The organism is Maritimibacter sp. HL-12, from assembly GCF_900177545.1.
Classification (GTDB): domain Bacteria; phylum Pseudomonadota; class Alphaproteobacteria; order Rhodobacterales; family Rhodobacteraceae; genus Sinisalibacter.
Genome location: NZ_FXBQ01000001.1, coordinates 1,231,084 through 1,256,513, shown reverse-complemented (window position 1 = coordinate 1,256,513; position 25,430 = coordinate 1,231,084). Strand labels below are relative to the sequence as shown.

The 25,430-nt window shown below is 67.0% G+C and carries 21 protein-coding genes; 10 read left to right on the top strand and 11 right to left on the bottom strand.

Translation table 11 applies throughout. The annotated features are described in order from the left end of the window. Positions 1-59 precede the first annotated feature (59 nt). Genes recQ through yaaA form a run of 3 tightly spaced genes read left to right on the top strand, consistent with a single transcriptional unit; the run spans position 60 to position 3,732 of the window. Positions 60-2,105: a DNA helicase RecQ gene (gene recQ, locus B9Y97_RS06265; protein ID WP_085525937.1), complete on the top strand. Its 2,046-nt coding sequence runs from the start codon at positions 60-62 to the stop codon at positions 2,103-2,105. A 50-nt stretch (positions 2,106-2,155) separates the two neighbouring features. After that, positions 2,156-2,965 (top strand): hypothetical protein, encoded by an 810-nt coding sequence (locus B9Y97_RS06260; RefSeq protein ID WP_085525936.1) that lies wholly within the window; start codon positions 2,156-2,158, stop codon positions 2,963-2,965. An 8-nt stretch (positions 2,966-2,973) separates the two neighbouring features. Beyond that, a complete protein-coding gene (gene yaaA, locus B9Y97_RS06255) occupies positions 2,974-3,732 on the top strand; it encodes a peroxide stress protein YaaA (protein ID WP_085525935.1) in 759 nt (252 codons plus the stop codon). Here yaaA and B9Y97_RS06250 read toward each other — a convergent pair. Beyond that, on the bottom strand, positions 3,719-6,031 hold the full coding sequence (locus tag B9Y97_RS06250; protein WP_085528134.1) for an ATP-binding protein: 2,313 nt from the start codon (positions 6,029-6,031) through the stop codon (positions 3,719-3,721). The genes yaaA and B9Y97_RS06250 overlap by 14 nt on opposite strands. 152 nt (positions 6,032-6,183) lie before the next feature. Here B9Y97_RS06250 and B9Y97_RS06245 point away from each other — a divergent pair, with 152 nt between their 5' ends. Beyond that, on the top strand, positions 6,184-11,616 hold the full coding sequence (locus B9Y97_RS06245) for an alpha-2-macroglobulin family protein (RefSeq protein WP_085525934.1): 5,433 nt from the start codon (positions 6,184-6,186) through the stop codon (positions 11,614-11,616). Between the two features lie 26 nt (positions 11,617-11,642). Next, on the top strand, positions 11,643-13,679 hold the full coding sequence (pbpC, locus tag B9Y97_RS06240; RefSeq protein WP_085525933.1) for a penicillin-binding protein 1C: 2,037 nt from the start codon (positions 11,643-11,645) through the stop codon (positions 13,677-13,679). On the opposite strand, the gene B9Y97_RS06235 is transcribed toward pbpC, so the two are convergent. After that, entirely contained in the window at positions 13,676-14,245 is a 570-nt protein-coding gene (locus tag B9Y97_RS06235; protein WP_139828243.1) for a DUF4453 domain-containing protein, read from the bottom strand. The genes pbpC and B9Y97_RS06235 overlap by 4 nt on opposite strands. Positions 14,246-14,401: 156 nt before the next feature. Then, complete coding sequence (locus B9Y97_RS06230; protein WP_085525931.1) at positions 14,402-15,148, bottom strand: DUF1013 domain-containing protein; 747 nt, start codon at positions 15,146-15,148, stop codon at positions 14,402-14,404. Positions 15,149-15,275: 127 nt separating this feature from the next. Here B9Y97_RS06230 and B9Y97_RS06225 point away from each other — a divergent pair, with 127 nt between their 5' ends. Continuing rightward, positions 15,276-15,929: a ribonuclease T2 family protein gene (locus tag B9Y97_RS06225; RefSeq protein ID WP_085525930.1), complete on the top strand. Its 654-nt coding sequence runs from the start codon at positions 15,276-15,278 to the stop codon at positions 15,927-15,929. A gap of 63 nt (positions 15,930-15,992) precedes the next feature. Beyond that, positions 15,993-16,457 (top strand): hypothetical protein, encoded by a 465-nt coding sequence (locus tag B9Y97_RS06220; protein WP_085525929.1) that lies wholly within the window; start codon positions 15,993-15,995, stop codon positions 16,455-16,457. 8 nt (positions 16,458-16,465) lie between these two features. Here B9Y97_RS06220 and B9Y97_RS18100 read toward each other — a convergent pair whose 3' ends face one another. From B9Y97_RS18100 to B9Y97_RS06200, 5 genes are read right to left on the bottom strand one after another with little or no spacing between them, the layout of a single operon-like run. Next, a complete protein-coding gene (locus tag B9Y97_RS18100) occupies positions 16,466-16,633 on the bottom strand; it encodes a hypothetical protein (RefSeq protein ID WP_176224313.1) in 168 nt (55 codons plus the stop codon). A 60-nt stretch (positions 16,634-16,693) separates the two neighbouring features. Beyond that, positions 16,694-17,086, bottom strand: a complete 393-nt coding sequence (locus B9Y97_RS06215; RefSeq protein ID WP_085525928.1) for an MAPEG family protein — start codon at positions 17,084-17,086, stop codon at positions 16,694-16,696. A gap of 10 nt (positions 17,087-17,096) precedes the next feature. Further along, entirely contained in the window at positions 17,097-18,071 is a 975-nt protein-coding gene (locus tag B9Y97_RS06210) for a quinone oxidoreductase family protein (protein WP_085525927.1), read from the bottom strand. A gap of 12 nt (positions 18,072-18,083) precedes the next feature. Continuing rightward, positions 18,084-19,064 carry an NAD(P)H-quinone oxidoreductase gene (locus tag B9Y97_RS06205; RefSeq protein WP_139828401.1) on the bottom strand — a complete coding sequence of 327 codons (981 nt, stop codon included), beginning with the start codon at positions 19,062-19,064 and terminating at the stop codon, positions 18,084-18,086. A 2-nt stretch (positions 19,065-19,066) separates the two neighbouring features. After that, positions 19,067-19,747: a COQ9 family protein gene (locus B9Y97_RS06200; RefSeq protein WP_085525925.1), complete on the bottom strand. Its 681-nt coding sequence runs from the start codon at positions 19,745-19,747 to the stop codon at positions 19,067-19,069. 164 nt (positions 19,748-19,911) lie between these two features. Here B9Y97_RS06200 and rpsU point away from each other — a divergent pair, with 164 nt between their 5' ends. Together rpsU and B9Y97_RS17905 are read left to right on the top strand one after the other, a co-directional pair. Continuing rightward, positions 19,912-20,118, top strand: a complete 207-nt coding sequence (gene rpsU / locus B9Y97_RS06195) for a 30S ribosomal protein S21 (RefSeq protein ID WP_085525924.1) — start codon at positions 19,912-19,914, stop codon at positions 20,116-20,118. Between the two features lie 293 nt (positions 20,119-20,411). After that, complete coding sequence (locus B9Y97_RS17905; protein ID WP_139828242.1) at positions 20,412-20,645, top strand: hypothetical protein; 234 nt, start codon at positions 20,412-20,414, stop codon at positions 20,643-20,645. 227 nt (positions 20,646-20,872) lie between these two features. Here the strand turns inward: B9Y97_RS17905 and B9Y97_RS06190 are convergent, their stop codons facing one another. Further along, on the bottom strand, positions 20,873-21,415 hold the full coding sequence (locus tag B9Y97_RS06190; RefSeq protein ID WP_085525923.1) for an NADPH-dependent FMN reductase: 543 nt from the start codon (positions 21,413-21,415) through the stop codon (positions 20,873-20,875). A gap of 68 nt (positions 21,416-21,483) precedes the next feature. Here B9Y97_RS06190 and B9Y97_RS06185 point away from each other — a divergent pair, with 68 nt between their 5' ends. Beyond that, positions 21,484-23,121: a thiamine pyrophosphate-binding protein gene (locus B9Y97_RS06185; RefSeq protein ID WP_085528133.1), complete on the top strand. Its 1,638-nt coding sequence runs from the start codon at positions 21,484-21,486 to the stop codon at positions 23,119-23,121. A gap of 277 nt (positions 23,122-23,398) precedes the next feature. On the opposite strand, the gene cobO is transcribed toward B9Y97_RS06185, so the two are convergent. Both cobO and B9Y97_RS06175 read right to left on the bottom strand, forming a co-directional pair. Next, entirely contained in the window at positions 23,399-24,019 is a 621-nt protein-coding gene (cobO, locus tag B9Y97_RS06180) for a cob(I)yrinic acid a,c-diamide adenosyltransferase (RefSeq protein WP_085525922.1), read from the bottom strand. Between the two features lie 109 nt (positions 24,020-24,128). Beyond that, positions 24,129-25,337 (bottom strand): TsoY family (seleno)protein, encoded by a 1,209-nt coding sequence (locus tag B9Y97_RS06175; protein WP_085525921.1) that lies wholly within the window; start codon positions 25,335-25,337, stop codon positions 24,129-24,131. Positions 25,338-25,430 lie beyond the last annotated feature (93 nt).

Sequence of the window (25,430 nt, the reverse complement as noted above, 5' to 3'; positions counted from 1 at the left end):
AGGTTGCCCCGGCGCGGGCGGCATGGGATTGTGCCGCCCAATAACCGAGCAGCCTGCCCATGCCCCGCGACCTTGACCTTCTGAAATCCGTTTTCGGGTTCGATGCCTTCCGCCCCGGACAGGCGGAGATCGTCGAGGCGGTGACGGCAGGCGAGAACACGCTCGCGATCATGCCCACCGGGGGCGGCAAATCGCTCTGTTTCCAGTTGCCGGCGGTGCTGCGCGAGGGCGTCACCGTGGTGATCTCGCCTCTGATCGCGCTGATGCGCGACCAGGTGCGCGCTTTGAGGGCCGTGGGCGTGGAGGCCGGGGCGCTCACCTCCGGCAACACCGAGGAAGAGACCGACGCGGTGTTCGCCGCGCTTTCAGAGGGACGGCTGAAGCTGCTCTACATGGCACCGGAACGGCTCGCCTCGGGGGGCACGCTGAACCTCTTGCGGCGCGCGGGCGTGACGCTGATCGCGGTGGACGAGGCCCATTGCGTCAGCCAGTGGGGCCACGACTTTCGGCCCGATTACCTGCGGATCGGCGATCTGCGCCGAGCGCTCGATGTGCCACTCGCCGCCTTCACCGCCACCGCCGATGCGGAGACCCGCACCGAGATCGTCGCCAAGCTGTTCGACGGCGCGCGCCCGCGCGAATTTCTGCGTGGCTTCGACCGGCCGAACATCCACCTTGCCTTCGCCGCGAAGGACAGCCCGCGCGCCCAGATCCTCGGATTTGCCGCCGCCCGGCGCGGCCAGCCCGGCATCGTCTACACCGCGACCCGGGCCAAGACCGAAGCTCTGGCGCAGGCGCTCTGCGAGGAAGGGCACGCCGCGGCGGCCTATCACGGTGGCATGGAGGCCGAGGCGCGGCGCGAGGTCGAGCGCCGGTTCCAGCAAGAAGACGGGTTGATCGTGGTGGCGACGGTGGCCTTCGGCATGGGGGTCGACAAGCCCGACATCCGCTGGGTGGCGCAGGCCGATCTGCCGAAGTCGATCGAGGCCTACTACCAGGAGATCGGCCGCGCCGGGCGCGATGGTGCGCCTGCCGAAACGCTCACCCTGTTCGGCCCCGACGATATCCGCCTGCGCCGCGCGCAGATCGACGAGGGGCTGGCGCCGGAGGAGCGCCGCGCCGCCGACCATGCCCGGCTGAACGCGCTTCTGGGTCTGGCCGAGGCACCGGGGTGCCGCAGGCAGACGCTGCTGGCCTATTTCGGCGAGGCGGCGGAGCCTTGCGGCAATTGCGACACCTGCGATACCCCGCCGGACACCTTCGACGGCACCGTGCCGGTGATGAAGGCGCTCTCGGCGGCACTGCGCACCGAGGAATGGTTTGGCGCGGGCCACCTGATCGACATTCTCACCGGCAACGAGACCGACAAGACCCGCGCGCGCGGCCACATCAACCTGCCGACCTGGGGCGTGGGGCAGGACATGTCGCGGCGCGAATGGCAGGCGGTGTTTCGCCAGATGATGGGGCTCGACCTGGTCCGCCCCGACCCGGCCCGACACGGCGCGCTGAGGGTCACGGAGAAGGCCCACCCGGTCCTGCGCGGCGAGGAACAGGTGACGTTGAGGCGCGACGCGATCCGGCAGGCGCGCAAGAGCCGCCCGGTGGTGCGGGCGCTGGTGGCGGAGGAGGATGCGCCGCTGTTGTCGGCGCTGAAGGCCAAGCGCCGGGCGCTGGCCGAGGCGGCGCGGGTGCCGGCCTATGTCGTGTTCACCGACAGGACGCTGATCGAGATGGCCGAAACCCGGCCGAGATCGCTCGACGAGATGGCCGGCGTTTCGGGTGTTGGCGCGAAGAAGCTCGAAACCTATGGCCGCGCCTTCCTCGAAGTGATCGCGGGAGATGCGCCTGAGATGCACCCCAGCCGTCGCCGTCTTGCCGGGCGCGACTCGGGTGCGCTCTATGACCGGCTGGAAGCCGCGGCGCGTGCGCTTGCCCGGGGCGAGGATGGCACCGCAAAGCCGCTCTCGCTCAGCCCGGCAAGTTTGCGTCAGATCGCGGAACGCCGGCCCGGCTCGCGCGAGGCGCTGGCCCGCTTGGCGGGCATGTCGGAGCCGAAGCTGGAGCGGTTCGGTGCGGCCTTCCTCGAAATCCTGTCGGACGCTTGAGGCAGGGCCGCGCGATGCCTAGCTTCATGACACCGCCACCCGAGGCTCCCATGATGCGCCGATTCCTCCTTGCCCTGCCCCTGATCGTTCCGGCCTTGCCCGGCGCGGCTCAGGATTTCGGCTGCCCGACAGATGTGCACCAGCAGCTTTTCGAGATCACCGGGAAGGCGCGCGCAGCGGAGGTAACGCCTGCGGATGCCGGGCAGGCGGTGACGGAAGTTCTGCAAGGCTGCGGGCGCAACCGCGTCGTTTTTGCCCAGCTTCTGGAACTGTTCACCGTGGCAGGGCTGACCCGGGAGCCGCCAGATGCGATGCGGTTCGGCTCGCATGCCAACGCACTGCGCGCGGTTGACGGTGCCAAGGGCATGGGCAGCAAGAGCTTTGCGCCGGTTACGCTGGTCGGACCGGACGGTGCGGCTTTTGAATGGGGCACGATCGACGAGCGCAATGCCTACTGGGACCTCATGTTTGCCTTGTCGGCGGATTTCCTGGTGTTTGGCGTGCATGCGGACCTCTATACACCCGGCCGGATCGAGCGGATCGGCTGCGGGCTCTACCCGGCCGAGGAAGCCTCGGCGCTCGCGGCCCATGCTGCGGACAATGTCGATGGCGGCGAGCTGCTGGCGCGGGTCTCGTTTCTCGGGCGCGAATGCGACACGCCCGAGAGCGATACCAGCGGCTACGCCGCGCTCTATTTTGCCAAGCACCTGCACGCCCGGGCCGCCGATCCCGATTATGTCGGCCTGACCGAGGGCGATATCCGTTCAGGGCTGCATACCTTTCTTGCAAAACATCTCGACGGTGCGCCGGAAAGCGATCTTTTCACCGCCGCCGAGGTGGCCGAGTTCACCAACTTCTGAAGGCTCCCATGCTGATCGTCGTCTCCCCTGCCAAACGCCTGAACGAAACCGCGCCGCGCGCCGAAGGCGGCACCACGCCGCGCTTTCTAGACGAGGCGGCGCGGCTTGCCGACACGGCGCGGGGCCTCGATGCCGGCGCGCTGGAATCGCTGATGCACATCTCGCCGAAGCTCGCGTCGCTCAATGTCGACAGGTTCGCGGCCTTCGGCTCGGGGCTTGGCGAGAAACAGGCGATCGAGATTTTCGCGGGCGATACTTACAGCGGGCTTGAAGCCGCCTCGCTCGACGCCGAGGAAGTCGCCTATGCCCAGCGGCACTTCCGCATCCTCTCGGGGCTATACGGGCTGTTGCGCCCGTGCGACGTGATCCAGCCGCACCGGCTGGAAATGGGCTCGCGGCTGGCCAATCCGCGCGGGCGCAACCTCTATGACTTCTGGGGCGACCGGATCGCCGAACAACTCAACGCCGATGCCGCCGAGGCGGGCACCGATGTGCTCGTCAACTGCGCCTCCGTCGAGTATTTCACCGCCGCCGACCGGCCCGCGCTGCGGCTCAGGGTGATCTCCCCGGTGTTTCTGGAGGATCATCCCGAGGGCCCGCGGATCAATTCCTTCTTCGCCAAGAAGGCGCGCGGGGCGATGGCGCGGTTCATCATCCAGAACCGGTTGCAGGACCCCGAGGCGCTCAAGGATTTCGATACAGGCTGCTACCGCTACCGCCCGGAGATGAGCGCGGGCAACCGGCTGGTGTTTCTCAACGCGGGCTGACGCCGTTTTCCGGGATGGCTTCCGGCAGAGGCGGGCGCGCCCCGTCGGGGCAGGCGGCGGCGATCTCGGCGAGGATCGCGGGTTTCCTGAGCGGCTTGGTGAGGTGTTCGTCGAGACCGTGCGCGAGGATTTCCTCGGCGTCGCCGGCCATGGCGTGTGCGGTCAACGCCACGATGCGCACCGGGTCGAGGCCGCGCTCGGCCTCGATCGCGCGGATCCGGCGGGTGGCCTGTTTGCCATCCATCCCGGGCATCGAGATATCCATGAAGATGAGGTCGGGCCGCACGGTCTCGAACGCGGCCACGGCCTCGGCACCGTCATTGGCGAAGGTAAGTTCGATATCGCAGGCCTTGACGAGTTTGGAAAACACCAACTGGTTGGTCTTGTTGTCTTCGGCGGCGAGAACGCGCATTGCGCGCGCCTCCGGACCGTTGGCATCGGCGGGAGGATGGTTTGTCGTCCCGGTTGCCGGGGTCGGGGCGTGCGCAGGGCGAGACGAGCCGAAAACCGGGGTCTGCGCTTCAGCCCGGGCAGGCGGCACGGCGCGGCAGGTTCCGAACATCGGCGCGGCACCGGCATCGGGCTCAGGATCGATGCCTGGGGGGGGCAGCGGGGCCTCGAGGGCGGCCAGAACGGTGGTCAACTCGGTCCGGGCGATCGGCTTGGTGAGAACCGCCGCCACCCCGCTTTCCGGCGTGCGCCCCTCGCCGGGGCTGGCAGCAAGAACCAGCGGTGCCCGTACACCTTCAGCGCGCAACACCGCGAGGAAGGCGGCGGCGCCCATATCGGGAAGGCGGTGATCGGCGATGATCACGTCGATATCCGCCAGGCTTTCGCTGGTCGCGCCTGCGGCGGTCGCGGTGCAGCGCACGGAGAGACCGAGCGCGGCCAGGCGCTTTTCGAGAATCGCGCGGTGAAGATCGTCCTGCATCACCAGAAGCACCCCTGAGATCCAGCCAGGTGGCTTCGGCAAGTCAGCGCTATCGAGTACCGGCAGCGAAAGCTGCACGCCGAAGGCCGAGCCGACGCCTTCCTCGCTCTCGACCCAGACCTTGCCGCCCATCAGGCCGACAAGCTGGCGGGTGATCGCGAGCCCGAGCCCGGTGCCCTCGAAGGCGCGGTTGCGCTCGTCCTCCACCTGGTTGAACTCCCCGAAGACGTGATCGAGCATGTTGGCCGGGATGCCGATCCCGGTGTCCTCCACCACGATGTGGATACGCGAGGCCCGCCGGGCCCCCTCGGGCACGCCGATAACCCGCACCAGGACGTGGCCCGCCTTGGTGAATTTCACCGCATTGCCGACGAGGTTGGTCAGCACCTGCCGGATGCGCACCGGGTCGCCCTCGAACCGGGTGGGCAGGAACATGTCGTAGTCGAGCATGATCTTGAGGCCCTTTTCGCGGATCGACGGGTCCATAAGCTGGATCACGTCGAGAACGGTGCGTTCGAGGTCGAAGGGCTCGGGACGCAGGGTCAGTTTCTCGGCCTCGATCTTGGAATAATCCAGCACGTCGTTGATGATCGACAGCAGCGCGGTGCCCGAGGAACGGATGGTTTCGACATAGATGCGCTGGTCGTCGTCGAGCCCGCTCTCGGCGAGCAGGTCGGCCATGCCGACGACGCCGTTCATCGGGGTGCGGATCTCGTGGCTCATGTTGGCGAGGAAGGCCGACTTGGCGCGGTTGGCCGCCTCGGCATGGTTGCGTGCCACTTCCAGCGCGGCTTCGCGCTGCATCGCCTCGGTGATGTTGAGGCCAAGGCAGACGGTATCGCCCCCCGGTGCGCGCTGGTCGACAAGGCGGATCCAGGTGCCGTCCCAGAGCCGGATCACGCGCGGTTCGGGGGCGGGCGAAAACCAGCGCGCCAGCATTTCCTCGCGCCACTGGCCGGGGTGCTTGCCCTCGGTATCAACCACGCCCTCCGCAAGCGCGGCCTCGATGACTTCCTGGTAATGCGCGCCGGGGCGGATGCATTCGAGCCCGTCGAAGGGTTGGAGATAGGCCGAGTTCGCCACGATCATCCGATTGTCGGCATCGAACACCGCGAAGCCGTCCTCGATCGACTGGATCGAATTCCATAGCCGACGCTTGGCGATATCGACCTCGGTATGCGCGCGGGCGAGGTCTCCGCGCACCACCTCGACCTCCTCGCGGGTTTCCACGAGGTTTTCGGTGAGCGAGATCGCGTGGCGCGAGAGCATCCGGTTGGCCTGGTGCAGTTCGGCCTCTTTCTGAGCCAGCAAGCGCTCCGCCGCCAGCCGCGCGCGGCGCTCCTCGGTAAACAGGTTTTCCGCCTTCATCGCCCTCTCCATCCGTCACGGGCATCGTGCCCATGGGCAAAGCATCGCCAATCAAGGTGAACAGGGGCTTAACGTGCATTGAAACCCGCCAACGAAAGTTGCGCGACGGGCTGCGAAGTGCCAGCATGGGATTGCGCGCGAGGGAGGACCCGATGCGACTCATTTTGATTTTCTTTGCATTTATCTTCAGTTTTTCCAGTGTTGCCTTCGCCGCGGGCCCAGTGCCCGAAAAGCGGGTGATTCTGCACCGCGACACGGATTTTCCCGGCGGCGACATCCAGTCGATCTTCGATACCACCCTGGAGGTCTGCGAATCGGCCTGCCTCGCGCGCGAAGATTGCGGTGCCTTCACCTACAACACCCGCTCGCAGGCCTGTTTTCTGAAAGATCGCGCAGGTCAGCGCGAGGGCTACAGCGGTGCCTTTTCGGCCGAGGTTGTCACCGTGCCACCTGCCGTCGTTGCCGGTGCCGAAACACGCGCCGAGCGGCTCGGGTTTCTCTATGAAAGCGATCTCGTCCAGGCGCAGGCCCGCGCCCGCGCCCTGCCGCGCGAGTTTCTTTCGGGCGGCTGGGCGGCTGGCGAGCTCATGGACTGGGCGCGCGAGGCCGAGGCCGATGCCAATATCGTCGCAGCGATGCGCTATACCGCCGCGGCCACGGTGTTGACCGACGCCGGGCAGGACTGGGCCGACTACGCCCGCCTTGCCAATGCCGTTGGCTTTGCCACGTCGGACCAGTCAGAGCGCAACAAGCTCTACCAGACCGCGCTTGAAGCTGCGGTGTCGGGCTACCTGCGCGCCGCCTCCCCGGCCGTTGAGGCCAATGCGCTGACCGAGATGGCCACGGCGCTCGAAAACCTCGGGCGCGGGCGGCAGATGATCCCGGCGCTGCGGCTGGCGCAGGCAGCAAGCCCGCGAGACGACACCGCGGCGGCGATCGACCGCGCGGTGGGCCTGTACGGCTTCCGGGTGACCGATTCGAGCGTCGAGAGCGACGCCGCGAGCCCGCGTATCTGCGCTCAGTTCTCCGAATCCCTGGTCGAAACCGGGGTGGATTATGCGCCCTTCGTGCAATCCGATGTCTCCGGCCTTGCCGTCACCGCGCGCGGCAGCCAGCTTTGCGTCGAGGGGGTGAGCCACGGCAACCGCTACGCGATGACCCTGCGTGCGGGCCTGCCTGCGGCCTCTGGCGAGGAACTGGCCAAGCCGGTGCAACTGAACCACTACGTGCGCGACCGCACGCCCTCGGTTCGCTTCCCGGGCCGGGCCTATGTTCTGCCCGCCACCCCGGATGCGGGCTTGCCGATCGTCTCGGTGAATGCCTCCGAGGTAGACCTCACGCTGTCGCGCCTGCCTGACCGCAACCTCGTGCGCGCCCATGCCGAAGACTGGTTCGGCCGTGCCCTCAGCACATGGGACGTGTCGTGGTTCAATGAAACCCTTGCCGAGCCGATCTGGGAAGGCACCGCCGACGTGGCGCGCGAGCTCAACCGCGATGTCACCACGCGGCTGCCGATCGGCGAGGCGCTCACCGGTCAGCCGCCGGGGATCTACGTGCTGCACGCCGAAGTGCCGGGCGAGACCCAGGACACGAGCCCGCCCGCCACGCAATGGTTCGTGATCTCGGATATCGGGCTGACCACGATGATGGGCACCGACGGCTTGCACGTTTTCGCCCGAGCGCTGGGAAGTGCCGATCCGATCGAGGGTGCCAGCGTGCAACTCACCTCGCGCGCCAACGCGGTGCTGGGCGAGGCGGTGACCGATGCGGCGGGCTATGCGCGCTTTCCCGAGGGGATGACCACCGGGCGGGGCGCTGCCGAGCCTGCCATGCTGACGCTGACCAAGGGCGAGGATATCGCCTTCCTGTCGCTCACCGGCCCGGCTTTCGACCTGTCGGACCGGGGGGTGGAAGGCCACCCCGCCGCGCCGCCGATCGACGCGTTCCTTGCCTCCGACCGGGGCGCCTATCGCGCCGGGGAGACCGTCCACGCCACCGCGCTTGCCCGTGATGGCAAGGCCGAGGCGATCGAGGGCCTGCCGCTGATCGCGGTGCTGTCGCGGCCCGACGGGGTGGAGTATTCCCGGCACCGCTCAGACGGGGCTGGTGCCGGCGGCCATGTCTTTGCCATGCCGCTCGCGGGCAATGCGCCGCGCGGCACCTGGCGGCTCGATCTGTTCGCCGATCCGGATGCACCCCCGCTGGCCTCGACGACCCTGCTGGTCGAGGATTTCCTGCCCGAGCGGATCGACTTCGATCTTGCGCTTTCCAGCGACCGGCCGCGCGTCACCGAGCGGCCGCGCCTGAGCCTTGAGGCGCGCTACCTGTTCGGCGCGCCGGCGGCGGACCTTGCCATCGAGGGCGATCTGCGGCTCCGGGTGAGCCGCGAGGTCGAGGGCTGGCAAGGGTATCTCTTCGGCCCGCATGAAGACCTTTTTGGCCCGCAATGGGGCATGATCCCCGAAGTCCGCACCGATGCCGCGGGCCAGGTGGAGTTTGCCGTGGGCTTCCCCGAGGCGGAAAGCCGGGGTGCCCCGCTGGTGGCGGAGTTCAACATCCGGGTGAAGGAAGGCTCCGGCCGTCCGGTCGAACGCAGCCTGTCGGTGCCGGTCGCCCCGGCCGAACCTCTGATCGGCATCCGCCCGGATTTCGACGGCACCGTGCCGGAAGGCGCGGAGGCGGGCTTCGATCTGGTCGCGCTCGCTCCTGATCTGAGCTTGCGCGAGATGGACGTGAGCTGGGAGCTCAATCGTGTCGAAACCCGTTATCAATGGTATTCGATGCATGGCAACTGGAACTGGGAACCGACCACCACCCGCACCCGGGTGGCTTCCGGCGAGGCAAGGCTCGGGGACGAGCCGCTGCGGGTTTCTGCCCCGACCGACTGGGGGCGCTACGAGCTTGTGGTTTCCGAGAAGGGTGGCGATTACGTCGCCTCCAGCGTCGCGTTCAATGCCGGCTGGTATGCGCCCGCCGATGCGACCACCACGCCCGACATGCTCGATGTCTCGCTCGATGCGCCGTCTTATGCGGCGGGCGATACCGCCACGCTGCGCTTCGTGCCCCGCGCGGCAGGCAAGGCGCTCGTGACCGTGGTCTCGAACCGGCTGATCGACATGGTCGCGGTCGATGCGGTGGCGGGGGAGAACACCGTGACCCTTCCGGTAACGGACGACTGGGGCGCAGGGGTTTACGTTATGGCAACGATGATCCGCCCGCTCGACGCGGCCGAGGGGCGTGAGCCCACGCGGGCGCTTGGGCTGACCCATGCCAGCATCGACCCGGGCGATCACCGGCTCGCCGCCAGCTTCGATGTGCCCGCCGAGGCCGCGCCGCGCGGGCCGCTGGAGGTGGTGCTGGATGTCGATGGCGTTGCCGAAGGCGAGACCGCATGGGCGACCATCGCGGCGGTGGACGAGGGTATCCTCAACCTCACCTCCTTCGAGGCCCCCGACCCCTCCGATCACTATTTCGGCCAGCGCCGCCTCGGCATGGCCGTGCGCGATCTCTACGGGCGGCTGATCGACGGACGATCCGGCGCGATGGGCGCGATCCGTTCAGGCGGTGATGCCATGGCGCAGATGCGGATGGAGGCCCCGCCGCCCACCGAGGAGTTGATGGCGCAGTTCTCCGGCCCGGTCGAGGTGATCGACGGCAAGGCGGTGGCACGCATCGACCTGCCCGCGTTCAACGGGTCGGTGAAGCTGATGGCCGTGGTCTGGTCGAAGACCGGCGTGGGCAATGCCGAGGCCGACGTTCTGGTGCGCGACCCGGTGGTGCTGACCGCCTCGCTGCCGCGCTTCATGGCGCCCGGCGACGAGGCGCGGATGCTGCTGGAACTGACCCATGCCAAGGGCCCGGCGGGCGAGATGCGGCTCAGCGCCGCCTCCGACAGCGTGGCCATTGCGGGCGGTGATTTCGCCCGTGACGTGACGCTCGGCGAGGGCGAGACCGCGCGGCTCTCGGTGCCGGTCACCGCGCCGGGGGTTGGCGTTCACCGGATCGACCTCGTGCTTGAAATCCCCGATGGCACGCGGCTGACCAAGAGCCTGAACCTGCCGGTGGAACGGCTCGACCCTGAAGTCGCGCGGACCACCCGTCTCAGCCTCGCACCGGGGCAGCGCTTCTCGGTGACACGCGACATGCTCGCAGGGCTCGACGAAGGCACCGCGCGGGCCACGATCACCGCCGGGCCGCTCGCGCGGGTCGATGCCGCCGGGCTGCTCGACAAGCTCGATGCCTATCCCTACGGCTGCACCGAGCAACAGGCCTCGCGCGCGCTGCCGCTGCTCTACATGGACGGGATCGCCGAGGCGATGGGGCTTGCGGATCGCGACGATCTGCCGGACCGGGTGCAGGATGCAATCACCGCGGTTCTCGCGAACCAGTCGTCGTCGGGCAGCTTCGGGGTCTGGCGGCCGGGATCGGGCGATCTCTGGCTCGATGCCTATGCTTCCGACTTCCTCGCGCGCGCCCGTGCGCAGGGTTACGCGGTGCCCGACAGCGCCTTCCGCGCCGCGATGGACAACCTGCGCAACCGGGTGAACTACTATCCCGATTTCGAGGAAGGCGGGCAGGATCTGGCCTATGCGCTCTACGTGCTCGCCCGCGAGGGCGCGGCGGCAATGGGCGACTTGCGCTATTACGCCGATACCAAGGCCGAGGCCTTCGCCTCGCCGCTTGCCTCGGCGCAGATCGGGGCGGCCTTGGCGGCCTACGGCGATCAGGGCCGGGCCGATGGCCTGTTTGCCCGTGCCATGCGCCAGATCGAAACGGTATCGGACGAAGGGCAGGTCTGGCGCGCCGATTACGGCACCACCCGGCGCGATGCTGCGGCGGTGCTGGCGCTGGGCGTCGAGGCGGGCAGCGAGGTGATCGACCGCGACGCCTTGCTCGGCCGTCTGGGCGGTGACGCCGGACGGCAATCGACGCAGGAAGCGGCGTGGTCGCTGCTTGCCGCGAACGCGCTGCTCGACGAAGATCCCGGCGCGGGGCTGACCCTTGACGGCGCGGCGCTCGACGGCCCGCTGGTGCGTATCCTCGGCCATGGTGATCTCGCGGGCGACCGGGAAATCGTCAACGAGGGCAGCGTTGAAACCCTGCTCACCACCACGATCATCGGCGTGCCCGACGTGGCCCCGCCGCCGGAGGGCAATGGCTATGCCATCGAGCGGCGATATTTCACCATGGAGGGCGAACCCGCCGACCCCGGCGAGGTGGCGCATGGCACGCGGCTCGTTGCCCTGATCACGGTGACACCCTGGGACTATTCCGAGGGGCGGCTGATGATCACCGACCCGCTGCCCGCCGGTTTCGAGATCGACAATCCCAACCTGCTCCGCGCCGGCGACATCAAGGCGCTCGACTGGATGCAGGTGACCGCCGATACCGAGACCACCGAGTTCCGACAGGATCGTTTCCTCGCGGCGGTGAACTGGTCGTCGGACAAGCCGATCCGGCTGGCCTACGTGGTGCGCGCGGTCACGCCGGGGGTGTTTCATCATCCGGCGGCCTCGGTCGAAGACATGTATCGCCCGGCCTATCGGGCGGTGGGCGAGGCCGGCAGGGTGCGGGTGACGGAGTAGCGATGGTGCGACGCACGTAGGACAAGATGAGACGCCACCTGTTCCTTGCCTTGGCCGTCGCGCTCTTTGCCCTCGGGTTTGCGCGCGACCGGTTCGACGCCTGGGTGGCGGAGACGGTTCTGCCGCCGCTCGCGGTGGAAACCTCCGTCGAGGTTCTGGACCGGAAGGGCGCGCTTCTGCGGGCCTACACCGTGGCTGACGGGCGCTGGCGGCTGGCGGTTGACCCCGGTGCTGTCGATCCGGTGTTCCGGCGGATGCTCGTCGCCTACGAAGACAAGCGGTTCTATCGCCACGCGGGCGTCGATCTTCTGGCGATGGTCCGGGCCGCGGGGCAGGCGATCGGGCAGGGGCGGATCGTTTCGGGCGCGTCGACGCTCTCCATGCAGACCGCGCGGCTTCTGGAGGACGGACCAACGGGCACGGGCGCGGGCAAGCTGCGCCAGATCCGCGTGGCGCTGGCACTGGAGCGGCGGCTGGACAAGGGCGAGATCCTCGCGCTCTATCTCGACCGGGCACCTTACGGCGGCAATATCGAGGGTGTCCGGGCGGCGGCGCGGGCCTGGTTTGGCAAGCCGCCCGCGCGGCTGACGCCTGCCGAGGCGGCGCTACTGGTGGCCTTGCCGCAATCGCCTGAGATGCGCCGACCCGACCGTCATCCTGAGGCTGCGCGGGAGGCGCGGGCGCGGGTTCTGGCGCGGGCCGAGGCAGCGGGGGTGATCGCGGCGGAGGCGGCGCGCGCGGCACTCGGCGAGGCGTTGCCGGAGGCCCGGCGCGATATGCCGATAATGGCGGCGCATCTTTCCGACCGGCTGCGGCAGGAAAGTCCGGGAGCCGGTCTGCACCTGACGACTCTGGACGCGAGCCTTCAGGCCCGGCTGGAAACCCTCGCGGCGCAGGCGGTGCGCGACCACGGTGAGGGCGCGCTCTCCATCGCTCTCCTTGTGGCCGATCACGCCAGCGGCGAGGTTCTCGCCAGCGTCGGCTCGGGCGGCTACGATGTCGATGCGCGGTCCGGGTTCGTCGATATGACCATGGCACTGCGCTCGCCCGGCTCGACGCTGAAGCCGCTGGTTTATGCGCTGGCTTTCGACGAGGGGCTTGCCCACCCGCAGACGATGATCGACGACCGGCCGATGCGCTTTGGCGGCTATGCGCCGGAAAACTTCGACGGCACCTATCGCGGACCGGTCACGGTGGCCGAGGCGCTGCGGTTCTCGCTCAACATTCCGGTGGTGGCGCTGACCGCCGAACTGGGACCGGCGCGGCTGATGGCGGGGCTGGCGCGGGCCGGGGCCGCACCGGTGCTGCCGGGCACCGCCCCGCCGGGGCTCGCGGTGGCGCTGGGCGGCGTCGGGATCAGCCCGCGCGACCTGACCGCGCTCTATGCCGGGCTGGCGCGCGGCGGCGAGGCGGTTGTGCTGAGGGAAAGAGCGGGGGAGGTAGAAACGGGCGGTCGGATCGTCTCGCCGGAAGCGGCCTGGCAGGTGGGGCATATCCTCGCCGGGATGCCGCCGCCGCCCAATGCCGCACGCCAGCGGCTCGCCTACAAGACCGGCACCTCCTACGGTCACCGCGACACCTGGGCGGTGGGCTTTGACGGGCGGCACGTGGTGACGGTCTGGATGGGGCGGCCCGATGGCACGCCGGTGCCCGGCGCCTTCGGCGGTGACGTGGCCGCGCCGGTGCTGTTCGAAGCCTTCGCGCGGGTGAAATCGGTGCTCGACCCGCTGCCGCCGCCGCCGCCGGGCACGCTCCTTCTGTCCACCACCGGCTTGCCCTTGCCGCTGCGGGAGTTTCGCCCGCGGGGCGCGGTGTTTGCCGCCGCGGACAAGCCGGAACTGGCGTTTCCACCGGATGGTGCCTTGGTGGAAACTGGCGGCGCGCCGCTGGCGCTGCGGATCGAGGGTGGACAGCCGCCGTTCACCCTGCTGGCCAATGGCGCACCGATCCTGGTGGCGACACCGGCGCGCACGGCGTCGCTGCCGCTCGGCCCCGGGCACGTGACGCTTTCGGTGATCGACGCCAAGGGTCGTGCGGCGCGGGCCGAGGTGGAACTGCGCTAGCCCGCGAGGCCGGTGCAGAGATCGTAATCGAGATCGTCGCGGGCAAACCCGAGGGAAACCTGTGCCTCGTCGCGGTAGACGGTCAGGAAGCTCCAGCCTTCGGGCCAGTTGGTGCCCTCGTATTCCCAGACCAGATCATCGCCGGGCATGGCGACCGAGATCACCTCGGCCTCGTCTTGCGGGCCTGCGCGCAGGGGGATCGCCTCGCCGGTCCAGCCGAGGCAGCCGGAAGCGAATTCAGACAGCGCCACGACCGAGTCCAGTTTCAGGCGCAGGGGAATATTGGCGATATCGAGACTGGTGGCGCTGGTGTCCACCGCGCATTCCAGTCGCTCTTCCATCTCGCGCACGTAAGCCACGAGATCGGTGCCGCCCGGTTCGAGCGTAACCTCGGTGCCGGTGCAATCGGCATTGTCGAAGATCGCCTGTCCCAGCGGGGTCGAGAAGCAATAGCCCGCGCGGTCGTAGAGCTGGTTGCGCGAGAACCACAGATCGTCGCAGGGGTCGAAGGCGAGCGCCGGGTGGGCGGGCAGAAGGGCGAGGGCGATGAGCGCAGGACGGAGCATGGTTGCCTCCCGGGGGTGCATGGCATCACGATAGCACGAAAGCCGCGCGGGGCGAGATCGAAGCGGTCGTTGCGCGCCGGGTGCGACAAGACATGCGCGGCATGAAAAAGCCCCGGGAAATTTCATCCCCGGGGCTTGGACGCGGTTTGAACCGGATCAGCGATGATCGTCGTCGTCGTCTTCGTCGTCATCATCGTCGGGCAGGTTGAACAGGCTGTCGGCGTCAACCTCGCTTTCCTTCTTGTCGTCGCCGGAAAGCGTGAAGGTTTCGAGCCCTTCGATCGCGGTGGGCATCTTCGGCTCGGTGTCCATCGCGAGGCTCTGCTCGGTCGAAACCAGCTTGCGGCGTTCGTCGTCCGACATCACTTCGCCCGCGGCGATGCGCTTGGCGGCGGCTTTCTGCACGGCGGCATCAAGCTCGGATTGCTTGCACAGACCGAGCGCCACCGGGTCGATCGGTTCCATCTGCTGGATGTTCCAATGCGTGCGCTCGCGAATCGACTGGATCGTGGGCTTGGTGGTGCCGACGAGCTTGGCGATCTGGGCATCGGCCAGCTCGGGGTGAAACTTCACCAGCCAGAGAATCGCGTTGGGCCGGTCTTGCCGCTTCGACAGCGGCGTGTAGCGCGGGCCGCGACGCTTTTCCTCGCCGACGGCGGCGGGGTTGAACTTCAGCTTGAGGGCGTGAAGCGGGTCGGCTTCGGCCTTTTCGATCTCGTCCTGGGTAAGTTGGTTGTTGGCCACGGGATCGAAGCCCTTGACCCCGGCGGCCACGTCGCCATCTGCAATGCCCTGCACCTCGAGTTCGTGCAACCCGCAGAACTCGGCGATCTGCTTGAAGCTCAGCGTGGTGTTGTCCACCAGCCAGACGGCGGTGGCCTTGGCCATGATCGGTTTGTCCATCTCGGCACTCCTTGCGAATACGATTGTCCAGCGCCCTGAAATGGGCTCCCGGCGGGCCGGGTCGGGTTACCATTGTCGGGAAACTCGGGGGCTATATAGTGCGCGCGTGCCGGTTAGGAAAGAGAAAATGCGCCTGTTCCTTGTTGCCTTGTTGTTGCTCGCCGGCCCGGCCCGCGCCGATGGGGAGCGCGCCGGGGCGTTCGATTACTACGTTCTCGCGCTGTCATGGTCGCCCAACTGGTGCGCGCTGGAAGGGGAGTCCCGCGGGGCGGAGCAATGCGCGGAAAGCTTCGGCTGGGTGTTGCACGGGCTCTGGCCGCAATACGAGGCAGGCTGGCCCGCCTATTGCCCGACCGGCGCGCGGCCGCCGTCGAGAAACCTGACGGCGGCGCAGGCCGACCTGTTCGGGGCCGCGGGCGCGGCTTGGTATCAGTGGCGCAAACATGGCGTCTGTTCCGGGCTTTCGGCGGAGAATTACTACCGGCTGGCGCGCGAAGCCTGGGACCGGGTCAACCGCCCCGAGGTGCTGCGCCAGCTTGACCGGGTGGTGAAGCTCCCCGCCGAGGTGGTCGAGGCGGCCTTTCTGCAAGCCAACCCGGGCTGGGGTGCCGACATGGTGACGATCACCTGCAAGGCCGGGCATATCCAGGAAGCGCGGATCTGCCTGACACGCGATCTCGAACCGCGAGACTGCGGCACGGACGTGGTGCGCGACTGCGCGATGGAGGATGCGCGGCTCGAACCGATCCACAGGGCCGCGCCGGCAGCCTCGGTGGACTGACCGAAGTCAAGGCGGCCCCGGCGGGCCCCGGTAGCGTGCGGGCGTGTTTCCGGAGGCTGAGCCATGCGAATCTTCCCCGCGATCGCGCCTGTCGCGCTTCTGGCCCTGCCTGCGTTCGGGGCGGAGTTTCCCTGTCCGCCCGGCTGGGATCATGTGGCGGAGGGATGCGATTCTGCCCAGTGCATCGCGCCGATGGGGGCAAGCGTGATCCAGGTCGAGCGATTCGCCAGTATCGAGGATCGGGGCTTGCCCGAGGCGCTCGACGGCTATGAAGACTTCGTTGCAGCGGACGGAACGCCGGTGCATGACCTGCTTGTTGCAACCGCAATCGACATCGCGGGCCTGCCCGCCTTGCGGCGCGACTACAGCGGCAGCGCGCTTGGGCGCGATCTGCGTGTCACCCTTCTGCTGGTGCAGCATCATGGGCAAGACATTCTCATGCGCGCGGTCTGGGATACCGGGCACGGCCTGCTCCTGGAACACATGCTCGACGGTGCGATTGCCGGGTGGAATCCGCGCGCCGGGTGAGGAAATTGTCAGCCTGCGCCCGCGGCGCTCAGCGCAATCCCGATGTAATAGGGCCAAACCACGAGGGCGAGGACGCCCTTCCAGAAGCCAAGCCCGAGCCAGCCCAGCGTGAACAGCCAGCCTGCGAACCACAGCAAGCCGAACTCGTTCTGCACACGAATGGTCTTTTCAGCCATGACGCTTCTCCTTTCGCGGCGGATTATGGCGCGGTCGGGGCGTGCGTGCCATGCGCCGGATCAAAGAACCCCGACGATCATCATCACGAGGCCTGCGTGTCCCACCGCCCAGACGCCCGAGCGCAGGAGCACGATGCCGGTGCCGTAGGCGGGCACGTAGGCCAGTCGCGCGACGAAGAAGACGGCGGCACCGGTGAGCGCCCAGCCCTCGGCGATGCCGCGGACCTCGGCGAGCAGGGCGAGCGCGAGGAAGATCGGCAGCGCCTCGAACATGTTGCGCAGCGCCCGTTCCATGCGGCCCACCATGAGCGTGGACTCCGGGCGCTCGTCACGCGGGCCGCGCAGGAAACGCAGTTGCTCGGGCGCGCCGTTGGCCGCGCGCGCCATCGAGGGCAGCAGGGTTTGCACGAAGAACAATGCGAGGACCGCGAGGATCCAGCCGGTCATGGTCATTTTGGGGGCCTCAGGGGATCAGGACGGTGGAGCCGGTCGTCTTGCGCGCTTCCAGCAGGCGATGGGCCTCGGCCACCGCGTCGAGCGGAAAGCGTTGGTCGACATGGATCTTCACCGCGCCGGAGATCACCTTGTCAAACAGCCGGTTCGCCATCGCCATGCAGGTCTCGTGTTGCGCGATATGGGTGAAGAGCGTGGGCCGGGTGACCTTGAGGCTGCCGCGCGAGGCCAGTTCGGACAGGCTGAAAGGCGGCACCGGGCCGGAGGCGTTGCCGAAGGAGACCATCATGCCGAGCGGTTTAAGGCAATCGAGCGAGCCGAAGAAGGTATCGGCACCGATCGAATCCATCACCACGTCGACGCCCTTGCCGTCGGTCAGGTCGCGCACCCGGTCGACGAAATCTTCCGTGCGGTAGTTGATGCAATGGGCCGCCCCGTTGGCACGGGCCTCGTGGCACTTCTCGTCCGACCCGGCGGTTCCGATCAGGGTGATCCCCTCCGACTTCGCCCATTGGCAGGCGATCAGCCCGACGCCCCCGGCGGCGGCGTGGAACAGCACGGTATCGCCGGCCTTGATCGGGGTGGTGCGCTGGAAGAGGTATTCCACCGTCATTCCTTGCAGCATCATCGCGGCACCTTGCGTGAAACTGATCTCGTCGGGCAGGGGCGCGACGTGGCGCGCGGGCATCACCCGCGCCTCGGCATAGGCGCCGGGCGGCATCGCGGCATAGGCGGCGCGGTCGCCGGGCTTGAGATGGGTCACACCCTCGCCCACCGCCTCGATCACCCCCGCTGCTTCCATGCCGAGGGCATGCGGCAATTCGAGCGGGTGAAGCCCGGTGCGCTGGTAGATGTCGATGAAGTTGAGCCCGACCCGCTCGTGGCGGATACGCACTTCGCCGGGGCCGGGTTCGCCCACCGGCCGGTCGACGATCTTGAGTTCGTCCGGGCCGCCGAATTGCTCGATGATGACGGTTTTCGCCATGGTTTCCTCGCGTCAGATATTGAGAACGATCTTGCCGATATGCCCGGCGCTTTCGATCCGCGCGTGGGCCTTTGCCGCTTCCTCCAACGAAAACGCGCTGTCCATCACCGGGCGGATCCGGCCGGCGTCGATCAGTGGCCAGACCTTTTCGCGCAGCTCTGCGGCGATGCGCGCCTTGGCGGCGTCGGATTGCGGCCGCAGGGTCGAGCCGGTGACGGTGAGGCGGCGGGCCATGATCTGGGCGAAGTTGATCTCGGCCTTGGGGCCGGCGAGAAACGCGATGTGCACCATGCGGCCGTCGTCGGCCAGCGCGCGGATGTTGCGCGCGATGTAGTCGCCGCCGACCATGTCGAGGATCAGGTCGGCCCCGCCCGCCGCGCGCAGCACCTCGACGAAATCCGCCTCGCGGTAGTTGATCGCCACTTCCGCGCCGAGCTCGCGGCAGACCGTGCATTTCTCGTCCGAACCGGCGGTGGTAAACACCCGCGCGCCGAAGATGCTGGCAAGCTGGATTGCCGTGGTGCCGATGCCCGACGAACCGCCATGCACGAGAAAGCGTTCACCCGCCCTGAGGCCCCCGCGCATGAAGACGTTGGACCAGACCGTGAAGAAGGTTTCCGGCAGGCAGGCGGCTTCGGCGAGCGTGAGGCCTTCGGGGACCGGCAGGGCATGGACGGCGGGCGTGGCGACGTATTCGGCATATCCGCCGCCGGGGAGGAGCGCGGTGACAAGGTCGCCGAGCTGCCAGTGCGACACCCCGGCCCCAAGGGCGACGACCTCGCCCGCGCCTTCGAGGCCGGGCAGATCGGAGGCACCCGGCGGCGGCGCGTAACTGCCCGCGCGTTGCAGCGCGTCGGGGCGGTTGACCCCGGCATGGGCAAGCTTGATGAGGATTTCGCCGGCGCGGGGCACCGGCACCGGACGGGTGCAGGGGGTGAGCACATCGGGTCCGCCGGGGGCGGAAATCTCGACTGCGCGCATGGTGGCAGGCAGGGTCATTCACCGGTTCCCGATTTCCAGTGTCCGGGATAGCCCTCGCGCCCGGTGCCGGGCGCGCGGACATGGTCGAGCACCCGTCCCGGTCCTTTCATGAAGGCCTCGTAGAGCGGGCTCTTGCGCGCTTTCGCTTTCACCTGCTCGAACTGCATGATGTTTTCGATTCGCCGATCGAGGAAGGCCCAGGTTTCGGCGTTGCCGGGGCTGTCGTCCCCAAGCCAGAAAAGCGCGGTGGCCGAGTAGACCGCCGAGAGCGAGGCCCGCTTGGTATACCAGTTGATATCCTGCGACGTGTCGCCGAGGGCGGTCCAGATGTGGTCGGCGGTTTCCCAAAGCGCGCGCGCCCCGTCGCCGGCGTGCTGCGGCAGGGCAAACAGGCTGAACCCCCGGCGCACCAGCTCCTTGTCGGCCACTTCGAGGCGGATCTGCACGGCCAGCGCGATGCGGTCGCGAAAGCGCATGGCGGAAAGGTCTTCACCTGCGAGGCCCGCGATCATCTCGGCATCGCCGCGTCGGTGGTAGACGAGCGCGAGATCGACGGCGCCGCGCGGGAAAAGCGCGTGCACTTCCTCGGCACTCATGCCGATATCCGCCCGCGCGGCCTCGATCGCCGCCGCGCTCCAGCCATCGAACAGCGCGTGATTGAGCGCCGCGTCGAGCAATCTGTCTGTCGCTGTCATTTTCGGCCCCCTTGATTTGCCCCCTGCATAAACCCCGCTGGCCGACAATTCCAGCGGCGTCGGCGCCTTGCATCCGAAGATCTGGACAAACCGCCGATCCTTTGCTATACGGCGCGCTCCTGCAATTTCATGCAACACAAACCTAGAAAGGTGGTGACAACCACATGCAGGTATCCGTTCGCGACAACAACGTCGATCAGGCGCTCCGTGCCCTGAAGAAAAAGCTGCAGCGTGAGGGCGTCTTCCGCGAGATGAAGCTTCGGCAACATTTCGAGAAGCCCTCCGTCAAGAAAGCGCGCGAAAAGGCCGAAGCCGTCCGTCGGGCGCGCAAGCTGGCCCGCAAGAAAGCCCAGCGCGAAGGCCTTCTCTGAGGCGTTGACGCACGAACACGGCGCAGCCCCCCGGGGTTGCCGCCACGACGACCCCCGTGGCCCGCGCCCCGGGGGTTTGTTGTTTTTTTTGGGGGGAACGGCTTGGGTGGCGGGTCTGTCAGGCCGAGAGGGAGTGGGCGGAGCGTTTGCGACCCTGGGCCGACCTAGACGCTCATTGCCGCGAAAGGCTGGTTTGAGCCCGACTGCGACATGCTGCGCCGTGTACCAATGTCTGCTCCTGGAAATATGGAAGTAGCATATTCCATGCTTCTGCATTGTGGACGGAGAACGGAATGAAATCATTTGATCCTGAGGAAGCGGTCAAAGAAGCAGCTCAAGTGCCTTGGTACAATTTTCTTGTGCCGCGCTCCCTTCCACCCTTCAAAAAAATGACATCTCTCGAAGATGCAAACTGGTACGCAGCCATGTACAGCAGCGAACTGCGCAACCTTCAAATTGGCAGAGCATTTTGGGCTTGGATCGCGATTTTCTTCGCGATCGTCGCTGCCATTGGGTGGCTAAAATGAATTCCAATCAACACCCAAGGTCCAAGTCTATCTAGCCAGATTCATGGAAGCAGACATTTGAACATTGGAGGTGAACGGCGGATTCGCCCCGCAGAGCGGACGTTGATCGTTTCGCAGAAAAGTCTCTTTCCCGTCCGGATCGTCCACTTGCGGCCTGTAACCGGGCCGCAGCCGGCGCGCGACCACGTTCGACCCGGCTGCGCGCCATGGCCTTGCCATTGTCGCCCTCACCCCTCCAACTCCCCCCGCAGCTTCTTCATCAATATCCCGAGGAACTTCTGCGCACCCTCGTCCTTGAGTTCGCCGGTCTCGTCGAAGGCCTCGCGGCAATTGGCGATGAAGACCTCGGGGCCGTAGACCAGCTTCGCCCGGAACGGCATCATGCACAGGATGAGCGAGTGCATCGAGCGCTCGCCGCCCGCGCGCCCGTCGGCGGCGGCCATGAGCACCACGGGCTTGTCTTTCCACGGCATGCCCTTGACCCGGCTCACCCAGTCGAGGGCGTTCTTGAGCACACCCGAAATGTTCTTGTTGTACTCCGGGGTCGAGATCAGAATGGCATCGGCGGTCTTGATCTGGTCGGCGAGCCTGGTGACGTCGGCCGGAATGCCCTCGGCATCTTCGAGATCGCCGTCGTAGAGCGGCAGGCGCAGGTTCGCCTCGGTGAACTCGGCATCGCCAAAGAGGCGCACCGCTTCGCGCAGAAGCTTTCGGTTGCAGGCGTCTTGCCGGAGCGAACCTGAAATGCCAAGCAGTGTGAACGTAGACATGACGCCTCCATATTCTTTGGCTCGAATGTATGGACAAGGCTACGGGGCGCAAGGCGAAAGGGTTCAGAATGCGGCACGGCGGCAAGATCCTCGCGGATGCGCTGGCAATACAGGGTGTGAAACGGGTTTTCTCGGTGCCGGGCGAGAGCTTTCTCGCGGCACTCGACGGGCTTTTTGACAGCGGGATCGAAAATGTCGTCTGCCGCCACGAGGGCGGGGCGGCGATGATGGCCGAGGCCCATGGCAAGTTTACCAACAGGCCGGGGGTGTTGTTCGTCACCCGCGGGCCGGGGGCGACGAATGCTTCCTCGGGGATTCACGTCGCGATGCACGATTCGACGCCAATGGTGGTGTTCGTCGGCCAGATCGATCGTGCCCATCGCGACCGGGCGGCGTTCCAGGAAGTGGACTACCGCCAGATGTTCGGCGGCCTCGCCAAGTGGGTGGCGGAGGTGGACGACACCGCCCGGCTGCCGGAATACATCAGCCGCGCCTTCCACGTCGCGCTGTCGGGCCGCCCCGGCCCGGTGGTGCTGGCGCTGCCGGAAGACATGCTTTCGGCCGAGGCGGACGTGCCTGATCTGCCGGCCGTGGCCCCGATGCGCGCGCAGGTGACACAAGCCGAGGCAGAGGCGGTGATGGCGCGGCTTGCGGAGGCGAGAAAACCGCTCGTCGTGGTGGGCGGGCCGCTCTGGACGCCGGAGGCGAGCGCCGATCTGGTGCGCTTCGTCGAGGCGCAGGGCTTGCCGGTGGCGGCCTCGTTCCGGCGTCAGGATTACGTCGACAACCGGCACCGCCACTACGTCGGTGATCTCAGCGTCGGGATGCGGCCGGATCTGAAAGCGGCGATGCAGGAGGCCGATCTCCTGCTCCTGCTCGGCACCCGCTTCGGCGATGTGGCCTCGGGGGGCTATGCGGTGAACCCGGCGCACCCGGGAAAGACGATCATCCATGTGCATCCCGACCCCGACGAGCTTGGCCGGGTGTTTCGCCCCGATCTGTCGGTCGTCGCCCCGGCACCGGCGATGCTCGCGGCGCTGGCTGCGCAGAACCGCGAGGGACGCGCGGATTGGGCGGCGTGGCGCGAAGGGCTGCGCAGGGGCTACGAGGCGTGGTTGCAGCCGGTGGAATCGCCCGGCACGGTCAAGCTTGAAAACGTCGTGAAGGCCCTTCCGGCGCTTCTTCCAGAAGGAACGGTGATCGCGAACGGCGCGGGAAACTACAACATGTGGTTGCACCGCTATCACCAGTTCACCCGACCAAAATCCTACCTTGGTGCCACCTCGGGCAGCATGGGCTACGGTTTTCCCGCCGCCATTGCCGCGAGCCTTGAGACCGGCGGCCTCGCGGTGGCCTGGGAAGGCGACGGCTGCTTCCAGATGACACTGAACGAGATGTCGACGGCGGTGCAGCATGGCGCGCGGGTGATTGTCATCGTCGCCAACAATGGTCGTTACGGCACCATCCGGATGCACCAGGAGCGCAGTTACCCGGGGCGTGTTTCGGGCACCGATCTCACCAACCCCGATTTTGCCGCTCTGGCGCGTGCCTATGGCGGACACGGCGAGACGGTGGAACGGGATGTGGAGTTCGCGCCGGCCTTCGAGCGCTCGGTGGCATCGGGCGGGCTTGCGGTGATCGAGCTGCGGCTCGATCCGGAGGCGCTCACCACCACGCAAACCTTGAGCGAGGTGCGGGGCCAGTAAGGAACCCCGCCCGTTTGACCGGGCGGGGCGGCCGAAGCCCTTCACCTTTCACGGTCATCGGCGTCCCCGCCTGTACCGTGGTCCAAGGTTACGCCCTCCACGGTTGACGTTCCGTTAACTGTGCCGGTGCAACAGGACTTTCTTGCCTTCGGCGAGGATATTTTCAGAAAGATGAAAGTGGTATCCGCACTTTCCATTCATCTTTCCAAAAATATCCCACGGGGGTCCGGGGGTGTGAAACCCCCGGCGGGGCGGGCCGCGCGAGCGGCGCGAAACTCTAGAATTCCACGCCTGCCTGCGCCTTCACCCCAGCCCGGAACGGGTGCTTGATCAGTTCCATCTCGGTGACCAGGTCGGCGATGTCGATCAACTCGTCCTTGGCGTTGCGCCCGGTGAGGATGACGTGGGTCATTTCCGGTTTTTCCGATTTCAGGAAGGCGACCACCTCGGCCACGTCGAGATAGTCATAACGCAAGGCGATGTTGATCTCGTCGAGCAGGACCATGCGGATCCCCGGGTTGCGGATCAGCTCCTTCGACTTTTCCCATGCCGCGCGAGCCTTCTCGATATCGCGGGTCTTGTCCTGGGTTTCCCAGGTGAACCCTTCGCCCATGGTGTGGAACTCGCACAGATCGGCAAACCGGGTCTCGATCAGGTCGCGCTCGCCGGTTTTCATTCCGCCCTTGATGAATTGCACTACGGCGGCAGGCATGCCGTGGGCGATGGCGCGGAAGATCATCCCGAAAGCGGCGGAGGACTTTCCCTTGCCCTTGCCGGTATGGACGATGATAAGGCCCTTTTCCTCGGTCTTGGTGGCCATGATCTTGTCGCGCGCGGCCTTTTTCTTGGCCATCTTCTGGGCGTGCCGGTTGGGGTCGTTCTGCGTTTCGTCGGTCATCTCGGCCTCCGATTTGTGAGCGGTCCGGCAATGGTAACGCGAGGTCGGTCGGGCGCAAGCAAAAGGGGCGGCCCGGTGGACCGCCCCTTGGTGCGTTGATCGGTGCGCCTTACTCGGCGGGCACGGCCTCGGCTTCGGCGATCTTGGCGAAGTGCTGCTTGTTGAGGCGGAACAGCAGCCAGACCATCGAGAACTGGAAGGCGACGGCAACGGCTGATTCAATCCAGTAGATCGTGCCGAACTTCTCGATGACCCCGGCCTGAACGAGGCCCACGTTGACGAAGAAGTGGATCATCACCGAAAGCGCGACGCCGGGGCAGACGAGGGCGTAGGAGCCGGGCGAGGTTTTCGAGCCGAAGACGAAATCCTTGAAGTAGCCATGGCGCAGCAGGACGGTCAGGCCGAGCAGCAGGAACAGGAACTGGATCGACAGGACGCGCGAGAGGAAGACCATGGTTTCACCGGCGTTGGTGTGCACGTCGAAAGTGGCGTGCAGGCCGTGGCTCTGGCGCAGCATCATGATGCCGAGCAGGGTCATGATCGGAATCACGATCATCAGCGTCGGGGCGGTTTCCTTCGAGGTGCCGTAGTGCAGCATCGAGTTGAAGGCGGTGATCAGCCCGAGCAGGCCGTAGACGAACGCGGCGGTGCCGAAGAAGGTCGAGGTCATCACGCTGGCCGAGGCCACGAACTCGTTGGTCGACATCGCGGCGGGGGCGGCGAGGCCGACGGCCACGGTGGCCAGTGCGAAGGTCGGCAGAAGCTGGGCGAAGGAGTTGTGCGCGGTCACGTCGAACACGCCGCCTTTGGTCAGCACCCGGCCGAGGAAATCGCCGATGATCGACAGCGCGAAGAGGCCGATGGCGAGGAAGGCGGCGATGGCCACGGGGAACAGGTATTCGACGATGTTCCACAGGCCCGGCACGAAGACGAGGCCGGCGGCGAACAGCGCGTTCACCGACATCGCCAGCGCCAGCGGGTAGGCCAGCAGCGTGGTTTCGGCGTTCGAGTTGCGCACCTTCTCGTAGGCGTCGGTTTTCTTCCAGACGTTGAAGGCATTGATGTTCCAGACAAGTTTCTGGATGTTCATCACCACCATGACGGCCATCCCGGCCATGGCGACGGCGATGGCGGCCTTGAGGCCAAGACCACCCGTGGCCCATGCGGCCACGATGTCTTCAAAGATCGGCACCGGGCGGCCGGGGTGCGGCACCCAGAACATCAGATACATGAAGAAGGTGACGGTGAGGCCACCGGCACCGACCGAGGCGAGGAAGTAGAGCGGAGAATACTTGTCCGCTGCGCGGGTGAGTTGCATGTGACAGCTCCATAATTGTCATATTCAGGATTTGGAATATAGCTAACACGCATGGCGGCATCCGTAAGTGCGGCACGCGGACGCAGGGGGATT